Source organism: Phocoenobacter uteri, from assembly GCF_900454895.1.
Taxonomy (GTDB): Bacteria; Pseudomonadota; Gammaproteobacteria; order Enterobacterales; family Pasteurellaceae; genus Phocoenobacter; species Phocoenobacter uteri.
This window is the reverse complement of the sequence record NZ_UGTA01000001.1, coordinates 1,465,505-1,477,500: the sequence shown is the minus strand read 5'-3', so window position 1 is coordinate 1,477,500 and position 11,996 is coordinate 1,465,505. Positions and strand designations below refer to the sequence as shown.

The following is an 11,996-nucleotide window of genomic DNA, read 5'->3' as shown; positions in this document are numbered from 1 at the left end:
GGTGAAAATATTAGAGTAGTTTAATAATTACGTTAATATTCATTTTTACTTTTATGAGGGGAACAATTATTTGTGTAATTGTTCCCCTATTTTTATCAAAAAATAAAAGTATTTTATTGATTCGTTAAACATAAAAAATTATTATTTCTTCTGTCGGTTCATCAGTATTTGTATTAAGGATAATGAAATGAAGGACAGTAAATTATCTTATCGAACAGTATTCTTGGTTGTTCAGCATATGGTCTTTTTTCCTAAAATCGTTTTTATCGGCATACCAATTATTATTTTTATCAGTTTATTTTATGTGCCTGCTGATTATAGTGGCTTATCTATCCATTCTAAAACCATGTGGGGAACAGCACAGAATAAATGGTTATTTGATGCATTTGGACTATATTGTTTCTTGATAGTAATTCTATCAATGTTGAAATATTTTATATTCGGATTTCCCCCTTATGTAACTGAAATGATAAAGAAAAATATTCAAATCAATGCGACGTCCGAGGAGCTATCAAAAGTATCCTTAACAATATTAGGTTATCCCTTCTTTTTGTTACTTATGCTTTATCTATTCTTTCTTGGAAATGCCTCGAATGACCCAAGGTTTATGGATCTTTTTCAGAGAAATGTATTTATAAATTTCTTTATGATTTATCCCATAAAATGTCTTACCAGTATCTGGTTTACCTTTTCTATTATTTATTCAATGGAGATTAAACGAAATGTCTTGCCATATATTAAGGAGAATTAAATGAAGGACAGTAAATTATCTTATCGAACAATGTTGTTAGTTGTTCAGCATATGGTCTTTTTTCCTAAAATAGTTTTTATCGGCATACCAATTATTATTTTTATCAGTTTATTTTATGTACCTGCTGATTATAGTGGATTATCCATTCATTCTAAAACCATGTGTGGAACAACACAGAATAAATGGTTATTTGATGCGTTTGGACTATATTGTTTCTTGATATTAATTCTATCAATGTTGAAATATTTTATATTCGGATTTCCCCCTTATGTAACTGAAATGATAAAGAAAAATATTCAAATCAATGCGACGTCCGAGGAACTATCAAATATGCCCTCAAAAATATCCTCAACAATATTACTTGCTCCCTTCCTTTTGTTACTTATGCTTTATCTATTCTTTCTTGGAAATGCCTATAATGGACCAAAGTTTATGGATCTTTTTCAGAGAGATGTATTTATAAATTTCTTTATGATTTATTGCATAAAATGTCTTACCAGTATCTCTTTTATCTTTGCTATGATTTATTCAATGGAGGTTAAACGAAATGTCTTGCCATATATTAAATAATTTTAGGAGTAAATGATGTTAACACCTGAAGAAAAACGAAAAGTAATGCTTGCAAGTGCTCGTTTTCCATTGGGAAAGTTTTATATTTTTAAAGTATGGAATCTTGTTTTCCCCATTCCTTATTTCTTTTTAGCTCTCCCACCTACGCTTGCGTTAATCATTACCTACTTGAACTCTTCTCGGTTTGATGGTGCTTTGAATTTGAAGCTAACCTCGTTTTCACAGCATTTAGATGGGTATGTGAGTAACAATATTTTACTGATTTATGACGCTTATACGATAGGCATTTTAATCATGATGTTATTTGTCTTTTTGATCGTACCATTGAAACTTTTTCACAAACCTAAGTTTTTTAATGACATGAAAATATTAGCTGATTGGTATGTGAAGGAAGATTTACCTCAAAAAAATAGAAAATGTGTAAGGAAAAATAGCTTATATTTTATAGCGATGGTATTTGGTATTGAATTAATGCTTTGGTTCGTTTACCCAGAGCCGCGTCTTAATGGTATGAGAATGAAAATGTTTAGTAATATTTATTATTCTGTATTATTTATTAATTCAATGTATTTAGGTTGTGCATTAGCATTAGGTCAACTGATTAGTGCAATGGAATTAGAAAAGTTAGCTAAAGACTAAAAACATAAAAAAGGGAAAAGTAACGTTACTTTTCCCTTTCATTTATTTTAAGTTTTTTAGCTAAAAGTTAGATTATCCCTAGCATCTTTTCAAGATAGTGAATATTTACACCACCTTCAGCAAAATTTTCATCATCTAGAATATCTTGATGAAGAGGGATATTTGTTTTGATCCCTTCAATAATAGTTTCTGAAAGGGCAATTTCCATTCTTCTAATCGCTATCTCACGGGTTTCACCATAAGTGATTAACTTCGCGACCATTGAGTCGTAATGTGGTGGAACGGTGTAATCTGCGTAAATATGCGAATCCCAACGCACGCCTAATCCACCAGGAACGTGTAAGCGTTTAATTTTACCTGGTGAAGGTAAGAAACTTTTTGGATCTTCTGCATTGATACGGCATTCAATTGCGTGTCCACGCACTTTAATTTGATCTTGGGTAATTGAAAGCGGTAAGCCTGAGGCAATGCGTAACTGTTCTTTCACTAAGTCCACACCGGTAATCATTTCAGTTACAGGGTGTTCAACTTGAATACGCGTATTCATTTCGATAAAGTAAAATTCACCGTTTTCATATAAAAATTCAAAAGTACCCGCACCACGATAGCCAATCTCACGGCACGCATTCGCACAGCGTTCGCCAATGAACTGACGTAATTCTTCGGTAATACCTGGTGCTGGCGCTTCTTCTAATACTTTTTGGTGACGACGTTGCATTGAGCAGTCACGTTCTGCTAAATAAACCGCGTTTCCAAAGGTATCCGATAAAACTTGCACTTCAATATGACGTGGGTTTTCAAGGTATTTTTCCATATAAACCATATCATTATTAAAAGCAGAACGTGCTTCTGATTTGGTCATTGCAATAGATTCTGCGAGTTGTTTTTCATCTCTTACTACTCGCATACCACGACCACCGCCGCCACCAGAGGCTTTGATAATCACTGGGTAGCCAATGCGTCTTGCAATTTCTTTATTTTTTTCAGCATCATCGCCAACAGGTCCATCAGAGCCTGGAACACAAGGAATACCTGCTTTTTTCATAGCACGAATTGCCGAAACTTTATCGCCCATTAAACGAATCACGTCCGCGGTTGGTCCAATAAAGGCAAAACCTGAACGCTCAACTTGCTCTGCAAAATCGGCATTTTCAGATAAAAAACCATAACCTGGGTGAATAGCATCAGCGCCCGTCACTTCCGCCGCTGAAATAATAGCGGGTATATTTAGATAACTTTTTACAGAAGGCGCAGGTCCGATACATACTGTTTCATCCGCAAGGCAAACGTGCTTTAATTCACGATCTGCCGTTGAATGCACTGCGACGGTTTCAATGCCGAGTTCTTTACAAGCACGCAAGATACGCAAAGCAATTTCGCCACGATTCGCAATAACAACTTTTTTTAACATTTGAGTGTCCTATCGTACTTATTCAATAATGATAAGAGATTGATCGAACTCAACTGCATCGCCATCGCTTACTAAGATTGCTTTTACTGTTCCAGCTTTGTCTGATTCAATTTTGTTCATCATTTTCATTGCTTCAACAATACATAACGCATCGCCCACATTCACTGTTTGTCCTACTTCAACAAAAGGTGCTGCATCAGGGCTTGGGCTACGGTAGAAAGTTCCTACCATTGGAGAAGTAATGGTGTGTCCTGTTACCGTTGCTGGTGCAACTTCTTGTGGTACAGATGTAGCAGGTGCTGGAGTTTGTGTCACAGCAATTGTTGGTTGAGTAACAGCCTGTTGAGGTGCAACAGCAGGAGCAGTGCTTGCTCGACTAATACGAACAGAACCGTCTTCTTCTGATACTTCTAATTCAGTAATACCTGATTCTTCAACAAGTTCAATCAATTTTTTAATTTTGCGAATATCCATTATGAGATCCGTTGGTTAATTTGAATAAAAAAACTATCTAAATTTTTAATAAAAAATAGATAGTGAAATAAGTTGGGTAAGGTTACCTGAAATTGACAAAATTTGCGATAATTTTTTTCAAAATTAACGGATATTATGTCAATTTCGTTGCTGATCGTCGCAATTAGGTTAAATTTTTTATAAAAATAGGATGATATTTACTTTTGTTGAAACAGGGCGAACCCTGTTTTTTATCGCTCTATTTTGGTATTTAGTAAAAATTGAAGTTATGATTTTTTACGATAGAATCCGTAAAGTCATACCTTGACACTACAATAAAACCTAAAACGGCACATCACTCTCAAATCGCATTCTTTCCCCTGTAACTGGGTGGGTAATTGTCAGCATTTCAGCGTGTAAACACAATCTTGGAGAGAGGCTTTTGGCTAAGGGATTAGCGTAAAACTTATCGCCGATGATTGGGTGTCCGAGAGCGAGAGAGTGTAGTCGCAACTGGTGTGATCGCCCTGTGTGGGGCGTGAGTTTGACCCTTGTGGTATTATTTGGATAATGTGCAAGCACTTCATAAAATGTAACCGCTTGTTTTCCACGCTCGTAGCAAATTTTTTGACGCGGGCGGTTTTCCCAGTCGCAGATCAGCGGGTAGCTGATTGTGCCTGTTTCTCCGACTTCCCCAAATTTTCCCCATAATAATGCTTGGTAATGCTTTTCTGGTTCGCGGTCTCGGAATTGGCGTTTAAGTTCTTTTTCTGCATTTTTGCTTAATGCGAATAAAATGAGACCGCTTGTTGCCATATCTAAACGGTGTACCGGCTGGGCGAATTTGTATTTTTGCAACACGCGGAACATCGCACTGTCTTGATATTCTGGTCTTGCACCTGGAACAGAAAGCAGTCCGCTTGGTTTGTTGATAACCGTGATGTAATCATCACGGTACACTTCTTCTAAATAAGGTTCGAGTGGGGGATTGTATTTGATCAATGCCATTCTTCGTCTTACCCTTGATTGCTGACAATCACACGCAGGCTGTCTAAACGCCAGTTTGCTTGCTCTAATTCAGCCAAAGATTGTTCTCTGATTTGCTCTAACGCTTGCACTTCATCGGCACGGATATTTTTATTAACCGCTTGGAGTGAGGTTAAACGGTGCAATTCAGCAGTTAGGGTTTGATCGGCATTGTGTTTTGCCTCGTCAATCAGTGATTGTGCTTGGCTGACGATCGCTTGTTCGCTTAATTTAATTAAGTTTTCAATGTCGTTGCGTGCCATTTTCACAATTTTATTTGCCATCTGTTTTTTCAATGGTTTTAACTGTTTTTCAAGCCCAAAGAATGACACTTGCTCCGCCATATTTTTGCCGTTTTTATCCACTAAAATACGCACAGGCGTTGGCGGTAAGAAACGGGTTAATTGCAATGATTTTGGTGCTTGGGTTTCAACCACATAAATTGCTTCAAGCAACAGTGTACCAGCAGGTAAGTGTTTATTCACAAGTAGAGAAATCGCATTTTTACCGATGTCGCCTGAGGTAATGAGATCGATACCATTACGCACCATTGGGTGATCCCACGTTAAGAACTCGATTTCTTCTCGCATTAGGGCAAGATCACGGTTAAAGGTAACGGTATTGCCTTCTTCTGATAATCCTGGGAAGTCAGGCACAACCATATGCCCTGTTGGTTTGATGACGATACTTTGTTCGCCTAAATCTTCTTGCTCTAAGCCGATAATATCAAACAGGTGCAAAATAAAGCTCACAAGCTCAGGCGAGTTGTCTTCCGAGGCAATATCAAGAGCTAATTGTTGTGCCTCATCGCCACCGTTTGAGTTGATTTCTAACAGGCGATCACGTCCTGTTTCTAGCTCTAATTTAAGCTGTTGCTGACGCTGTTTGGTCTGATTTAATAAATCTTCAAAGCCGTCTTGGGTTGGATTTTGTAAATAAGCGGTCAGATTTTGTTTAAATTCTGCAAAAATCGCACTTCCCATTGGGCAAGTTTCTTCAAAGGCATTTAATCCTTCGTGATACCACTGGGTTAAGCGTGCTTGGGCAGAATTTTCAAAACAAGGCACGAAAATTTGAATATCACAACGCTGTCCGATACGGTCTAAACGTCCGATACTTTGCTCTAATAAATCAGGGTTATCCGGTAAATTAAACAGCACTAAATGGTGTGCAAATTGGAAGTTACGCCCTTCTGAACCGATACTTGAACTGATTAAGACATTCGCCCCCTCTTCTTGTTGAGCAAAGTAAGCTGACGCACGATCACGCTCCACAATCGACATTCTCTCGTGGAATACTGCACAACGAATAGCCTCTTTTTCACGAAGAATTTGTTCAAGCTCAATCGCCGTGTTGGCGTGTTTACAAATCACAAAGATTTTTTCATCACGGTGTTGTTGTAAGAATGAAATTAACCATTCCACACGGGTATCAAGCTCGCCCCATTTTGCGTCAGGATCATCATTCAGCAAGATATTTTCAGGGTAAAGTAATTCTTCAAGACTTGGCTCGATTAAATCATCAACGATGTGTCGATAAATTTCTGGCATTGTCAGTGTAATTTGATTGAACACACGATGTGGGAAACCTTTTACGCCAGCACGGGTATTACGGAATAACACTCGGCTTGTGCCGTGACGATCGATAAGCTCTTTGATTAACTCTTGGCGAACTGCGGTTTGTTGTTCTTCATCGCAATCTTTGGCGTTGATAATGCGGAACATTGGCTCAACGTCTTCTTCTGGCAATAAATCGCTGATACTGTTTTGTTCTTGTGTGCTTAATGGTTGGTTGTTCAATAAGGTGTTAACGGCATTTGCCACAGGCTGATATTGTGCTTGTTCTTGTACAAAGGCTTGATAATCGTAGAAACGGTCGCTATCCAGTAATTTTAAGCGTGCAAAATGGCTCTCTTGCCCTAATTGTTCAGGGGTGGCGGTAAGCAATAATACCGATGGCACTTGTGCAGAAAGCTGTTCAACGAATTGATATGCCACGCTTGGTTTTTCTTCATTCCATTCTAAATGGTGGGCTTCATCCACAATCAAAATATCCCACTCAGCTTCAAGCACTTCTCGTGAGCGTCTTGGGGATTTTTCTAACCAGTCAATTGAGGCAATCACTAAGGATTCACTTTCAAAAGGATTAAGCTCAACCCCCATTTCTTCATCAAAAAAGTCGCCACAGCGTTCTTCATCAAATAGTGAAAATTTCAAGTTAAAACGACGTAGCATTTCAACCAACCACTGATGTTGTAAACTTTCAGGTACTAACACTAAAACACGATTTACACGGCTTGAAAAAAGCTGCTGTTGTAAAATCATTCCTGCTTCAATGGTTTTACCTAAACCTACTTCATCGGCTAAAAGCACACGTGGAGCAAGACGTTTACCGACTTCTTTGGCGATATGTAATTGGTGTGGGATCAAACTTGCACGAATGCCACGCATTCCACGAAGTGGCGATAGATATTGAGCTTGTTGATGTTGTAACGAACGATAGCGTAACGCAAAACGATCACTACGATCGATTTGTGCGGCAAACAGACGATCTTGTGGACGACTAAAACTGATCTTATGATCTAATCGCATTTCTGCTAACACTGTTTCTTCGTTGGTATCGCTACGGATTCCAAAATAAATTACAACATCTTGATTAACCATTAAATCGGTCACCTCTAGTTTCCAGCCTTCTTCGCTGGTTACTGTATCGCCTTTTTTAAAAGTAACACGAGTTAAAGGTGCAACGTCGATTGCATATACACGTTGCTCATCGGCCGCAGGGAAAGAGAGTGTGACGGTGCGATTATCTACCGCTGTAACAATCCCTAATCCTAAATTATTTTCACTTTCACTTATCCAACGCTGTCCCACAACAAAATTCATATTCAACTCTACCTATTTATAACTTAACTATTACGGGTATTTTACCTGAATTTCACAGAATAAGGGGCAGAATTTCACAGAAAATTTTGGGTGTCTTTTCCTTTACGTTGTCATCAATACTATTTTGCCTTAAAATTTTTTATGAATAGCGTTAAAAAAGGTAATTTAATAAAAAAATCTAATTGATATTATCAAATAATATCGTAGCATTTTGCTTAAAAATTTGATCTCAAATTTAGGCTTTTGTGCTTTAATAATCGTGATTTAAAAAACATAAAATCAGAACAAAAGGAGTATCAAATGAGCGTTCGTATTGAAGAAGATCTATTAGGGAAACGTGAAGTACCTAGTGATGTGTATTGGGGAATTCATACATTAAGAGCGGTCGAAAATTTTAATATTTCTGACACTACTATCTCTGATGTACCAGAGTTTGTACGTGGAATGGTCGCAGTTAAAAAAGCAACGGCATTAGCAAATGGCGAATTAGGTGTTATTCCTAAAAAAATTGCTAGAGCGATTGTGGAGGCTTGTGATGAAATTTTAGAAAATGGTCGCTGTTTGGATCAATTCCCATCTGACGTTTATCAAGGGGGAGCTGGCACTTCGGTAAATATGAATACTAACGAAGTAGTCGCTAACTTAGCATTAGAAATTTTAGGGCATAAGAAAGGGGAATATCAATTCCTTGATCCAATGGATCACGTCAATGCCAGCCAATCAACCAACGATGCTTATCCGACTGGTTTTAGAATTGCGGTATATAACAGCGTAATGGCGTTAATTGAAAAAGTGCGTTATTTACAAGAATCTTTTGATAATAAAGCCACAGAATTTGCTGACGTATTAAAAATGGGGCGTACTCAATTACAAGATGCAGTACCGATGACCGTTGGGCAAGAATTCAAAGCATTTTCTGTCTTATTAGAGGAAGAAGTGCGTAATTTGAAAAATATTGCTAAGTTATTACTTGAAGTAAACTTAGGTGCGACAGCGATCGGAACTGGAGTAAATACGGCGGAAGGGTATCCTGAATTAGCGGTGAAATATTTATCAGAAGTAACAAAATTACCTTGTTCTCTTTCTGAAAACTTAATCGAAGCAACCTCTGACTGTGGTGCTTATGTAATGGTACACGGTGCATTGAAACGTACTGCGGTTAAACTTTCAAAAGTATGTAACGACTTACGTTTACTTTCATCAGGTCCACGTGCGGGCTTAAATGAAATCAATTTACCTGAATTACAAGCGGGTTCATCTATTATGCCTGCCAAAGTAAACCCGGTTGTGCCAGAAGTGGTAAACCAAGTTTGCTTTAAAGTAATCGGTAACGATACAACCGTCACTTTCGCCGCAGAAGCTGGGCAATTACAACTTAACGTAATGGAACCTGTGATTGGTCAAGCGATGTTTGAATCAATCAGCATTTTAGCGAATGCCTGTGTGAATTTACGTGATAAATGTATTGATGGTATTACTGTAAACCGTCAAGTTTGCCAAGATTACGTGTTTAATTCAATTGGTATCGTGACTTACTTAAATCCATTTATCGGACACCATAACGGTGACATCGTGGGTAAAACTTGTGCAACAACAGGTAAGAGCGTAAAAGAAGTTGTGCTTGAATTAGGATTATTAACTGAGGCTGAAATTGATGATATTCTTTCGCCTGAAAACTTAATGAATCCAAAATATAAAGCGAAAAAATTTACGGATGATGAATAGTTTTTAGCAGAATAAGAAGCGGTCATATTTTTTTAAGAATTTGCAAAAAGTTCTAAAAATATGACCGCTTATTTTTTATTGGATTACTTCGCTTTTTGTTGGAGCTTACTTAATATTTCATTCCAAATCAGTCCGCTTTGTTCTCGATGAATTTTAATACAGTCGCAGACTTTTTCATAATCGCCCTCTAAACAAATTTGATAGAGTGTTTTATAGAATTCTAAGGCGATTTTTCTTCCCTCTGGAATGTTAAAATAAATTCCCCCAATTTGATTGTATAAACCTTTAAAGCTATTAAAAAGCAAGCTATACACCGGTTTGTTCGCTACAACAGTAAAACCTCTGAATACATGGTAATCAAATTCTAGATAATCTTTGGCTGTTTCTTTAAGATTGTCAAGATTATCAAAAATAGCAATCGCCCCTTTTTGATTTACTTGTATTGCTTCTTTAATATAGAAATCAGCCATTCTTGTACGAAGTGAAAGAATATCTGAAATAATAAGTGGTGCAATACTGTGATCTAGTTTCATTAGTTTTTCTGCAATAGTCGGACTTCCGGTTTCCCAAATATTATTTACTTGTGTTGGTTTTCCATGTTGAATATTAAGCCAGCCTTCTCTTGATAGTCGTTGTAAGACCTCTCTTAAGGTTGTTCTAGTTACGCCGATAATATCTGAAAGCTCTCGTTCTGCGGGAAGATAACTGCCTGAAGGATAAGTATTATTCCAAATACTTTTTATTAAATACTCTTCTGCAAGAGCAGCAGGGCTACTTGCCTTTAAAATATCCTTGTTATGGTTCATTTTTATATCTCCCTATGTATAACTATCAGTAATTTTAGATAAAATTTGATCTTGTCGATAATTTTTTATGCTAATTGTATTTTTTTATTATCGTTTAATCTAATCTATATTACAATCGTAATGTTTTTAATTTAAGACGGGAATCACACTTTTTTTAAGGAGAGTAATTTTATGATTAACCTTAGCTCTGTCTATAAAAATTTTTTAGGAAATTCTCCAGAATGGTATAAATTTGCCATTATTTCCTTTTTAGTTTTAAATCCAATTCTTTTCATTATTGATCCTTTTATTGCAGGATGGTGCTTAGTTGTCGAATTCATTTTTACACTGGCAATGGCACTTAAATGTTATCCGCTTCAACCAGGTGGATTACTTGCAATAGAAGCGGTATTTATTGGTATGACAAACCCACATCATATCAAAGAAGAAATTATGTCTAATTTTGAAGTTATCCTGCTATTGATGTTTATGGTGGCGGGTATCTATTTTATGAAACAGCTATTACTTTATGTATTTACTAAGCTGTTGATTATGGTTCGCTCAAAAAGAACACTCTCTATTGCTTTCTGTTTAAGTGCTGCGTTTCTTTCTGCATTCTTAGATGCTTTAACGGTTATTGCGGTAATTATCAGTGTGAGTGTTGGTTTTTATGGTGTTTATCATAAAGTTGCATCTGGTCACTCTTTTAAAGATTCGAGCGATATCAGTTGCGATGAAAAAATCACAACTAATGCACAAGTGCTTGAACATTTTCGTAGTTTCTTGCGTAGTTTGTTAATGCACGCTGGCGTGGGGAGTGCATTAGGTGGCGTAATGACAATGGTGGGTGAGCCACAAAACTTAATTATTGCTGAAAAAGCGGGCTGGCACTTTGGTGAGTTTTTCTTACGTGTAGCCCCTGTGAGTATCCCAGTGATTATTTTTGGTGCATTAACTTGCTATGTCCTTGAACGTTATCGTCTATTTGGTTATGGCGATCCATTACCTCGTAAAGTTTGGGCTATTCTTGCTCGTTTTAATCTTGAACAAGATAAACGAATGACCAGTCAAGATCGTGCTAAATTAGCGGTTCAAGCCATCGCTGGTGTATGGTTAGTGATTGGTTTAGCGTTCCATTTAGCGGATGTCGGAATTATCGGTTTAACGATCATTATTATTTGTACCGCGTTCTGTGGTATCACCGATGAACATAATGTGGGGGAATCTTTCAAAGAGTCATTACCTTTTACTGCATTATTGGTGGTCTTCTTCTCTGTGGTGGCGGTCATTGTAGACTTAAAACTGTTTGAACCAATCATTCAATATGTATTATCAGCAGATGAAAGCTCACAACTTGGTTTGTTCTACATCTTTAATGGTATTCTTTCAATGATTTCGGATAACGTATTCGTTGGAACGGTTTACATTAACGAAGCATTACAAGCCTTAAAAGCGAATGTGATTAGCCGAGAACAGTTTGACTTAATTGCGGTTGCGATCAATACAGGAACAAACTTACCTTCTGTGGCAACACCGAATGGGCAAGCGGCTTTCTTGTTCTTATTAACGTCATCTTTTGCACCGTTAATTCGCCTCTCTTACGGTAAAATGGTCTATATGGCATTACCTTATACAATTGTGCTATCATTAGTCGGATTTTTCTCACTTGAATTTTTCTTACCAACCTTAACCTCTTTAATGGAAAACTGGGGTTGGTTAGTCATTCGTTAGACTTAGTAGGAACTGATTAT

The 11,996-nt window shown here is 37.2% G+C and carries 10 protein-coding genes; 5 read left to right on the top strand and 5 right to left on the bottom strand.

Annotation, left to right across the window (positions count from 1 at the left end):
* The first annotated feature begins 187 nt into the window (after window positions 1–187).
* From DYE60_RS06760 to DYE60_RS06750, 3 genes are read left to right on the top strand one after another with little or no spacing between them, the layout of a single operon-like run.
* Window positions 188–751: a hypothetical protein gene (locus tag DYE60_RS06760; protein ID WP_115315870.1), complete on the top strand. Its 564-nt coding sequence runs from the start codon at window positions 188–190 to the stop codon at window positions 749–751.
* Window positions 752–1,321 (top strand): hypothetical protein, encoded by a 570-nt coding sequence (locus DYE60_RS06755; protein WP_115315869.1) that lies wholly within the window; start codon window positions 752–754, stop codon window positions 1,319–1,321. It begins immediately after the preceding gene.
* 12 nt (window positions 1,322–1,333) lie between these two features.
* Window positions 1,334–1,960: a hypothetical protein gene (locus DYE60_RS06750; RefSeq protein WP_147285450.1), complete on the top strand. Its 627-nt coding sequence runs from the start codon at window positions 1,334–1,336 to the stop codon at window positions 1,958–1,960.
* Between the two features lie 67 nt (window positions 1,961–2,027).
* Here the strand turns inward: DYE60_RS06750 and accC are convergent, their stop codons facing one another.
* From accC to rapA, 4 genes are all read right to left on the bottom strand, one after another.
* Entirely contained in the window at window positions 2,028–3,371 is a 1,344-nt protein-coding gene (gene accC, locus DYE60_RS06745) for an acetyl-CoA carboxylase biotin carboxylase subunit (protein WP_115315867.1), read from the bottom strand.
* Window positions 3,372–3,389: 18 nt separating this feature from the next.
* On the bottom strand, window positions 3,390–3,845 hold the full coding sequence (gene accB / locus DYE60_RS06740; RefSeq protein WP_115315866.1) for an acetyl-CoA carboxylase biotin carboxyl carrier protein: 456 nt from the start codon (window positions 3,843–3,845) through the stop codon (window positions 3,390–3,392).
* A gap of 321 nt (window positions 3,846–4,166) precedes the next feature.
* Window positions 4,167–4,832 (bottom strand): bifunctional tRNA pseudouridine(32) synthase/23S rRNA pseudouridine(746) synthase RluA, encoded by a 666-nt coding sequence (gene rluA / locus DYE60_RS06735; protein ID WP_115315865.1) that lies wholly within the window; start codon window positions 4,830–4,832, stop codon window positions 4,167–4,169.
* An 8-nt stretch (window positions 4,833–4,840) separates the two neighbouring features.
* On the bottom strand, window positions 4,841–7,735 hold the full coding sequence (gene rapA, locus DYE60_RS06730; RefSeq protein WP_115315864.1) for an RNA polymerase-associated protein RapA: 2,895 nt from the start codon (window positions 7,733–7,735) through the stop codon (window positions 4,841–4,843).
* 300 nt (window positions 7,736–8,035) lie between these two features.
* Here rapA and aspA point away from each other — a divergent pair, with 300 nt between their 5' ends.
* The gene (gene aspA / locus DYE60_RS06725; RefSeq protein ID WP_115315863.1) at window positions 8,036–9,460 is read left to right on the top strand and encodes an aspartate ammonia-lyase; all 1,425 of its coding nucleotides are present in this window, start codon (window positions 8,036–8,038) and stop codon (window positions 9,458–9,460) included.
* An 83-nt stretch (window positions 9,461–9,543) separates the two neighbouring features.
* On the opposite strand, the gene fadR is transcribed toward aspA, so the two are convergent.
* Window positions 9,544–10,266, bottom strand: a complete 723-nt coding sequence (gene fadR / locus DYE60_RS06720) for a fatty acid metabolism transcriptional regulator FadR (protein ID WP_115315862.1) — start codon at window positions 10,264–10,266, stop codon at window positions 9,544–9,546.
* 171 nt (window positions 10,267–10,437) lie between these two features.
* Here fadR and nhaB point away from each other — a divergent pair, with 171 nt between their 5' ends.
* On the top strand, window positions 10,438–11,976 hold the full coding sequence (gene nhaB, locus DYE60_RS06715; protein WP_115315861.1) for a sodium/proton antiporter NhaB: 1,539 nt from the start codon (window positions 10,438–10,440) through the stop codon (window positions 11,974–11,976).
* Window positions 11,977–11,996: the final 20 nt, after the last annotated feature.

What these genes read in the sequence shown, in the direction of transcription:
- DYE60_RS06760 (WP_115315870.1), top strand. Translation starts at nt 188, where the DNA reads ATGAAGGACAGTAAATTATCTTATCGAACAGTATTCTTGGTTGTTCAG.
- DYE60_RS06755 (WP_115315869.1), top strand. Translation starts at nt 752, where the DNA reads ATGAAGGACAGTAAATTATCTTATCGAACAATGTTGTTAGTTGTTCAG.
- DYE60_RS06750 (WP_147285450.1), top strand. Translation starts at nt 1,334, where the DNA reads ATGATGTTAACACCTGAAGAAAAACGAAAAGTAATGCTTGCAAGTGCT.
- accC (WP_115315867.1), bottom strand. Translation starts at nt 3,371, where the DNA reads ATGTTAAAAAAAGTTGTTATTGCGAATCGTGGCGAAATTGCTTTGCGT.
- accB (WP_115315866.1), bottom strand. Translation starts at nt 3,845, where the DNA reads ATGGATATTCGCAAAATTAAAAAATTGATTGAACTTGTTGAAGAATCA.
- rluA (WP_115315865.1), bottom strand. Translation starts at nt 4,832, where the DNA reads ATGGCATTGATCAAATACAATCCCCCACTCGAACCTTATTTAGAAGAA.
- rapA (WP_115315864.1), bottom strand. Translation starts at nt 7,735, where the DNA reads ATGAATTTTGTTGTGGGACAGCGTTGGATAAGTGAAAGTGAAAATAAT.
- aspA (WP_115315863.1), top strand. Translation starts at nt 8,036, where the DNA reads ATGAGCGTTCGTATTGAAGAAGATCTATTAGGGAAACGTGAAGTACCT.
- fadR (WP_115315862.1), bottom strand. Translation starts at nt 10,266, where the DNA reads ATGAACCATAACAAGGATATTTTAAAGGCAAGTAGCCCTGCTGCTCTT.
- nhaB (WP_115315861.1), top strand. Translation starts at nt 10,438, where the DNA reads ATGATTAACCTTAGCTCTGTCTATAAAAATTTTTTAGGAAATTCTCCA.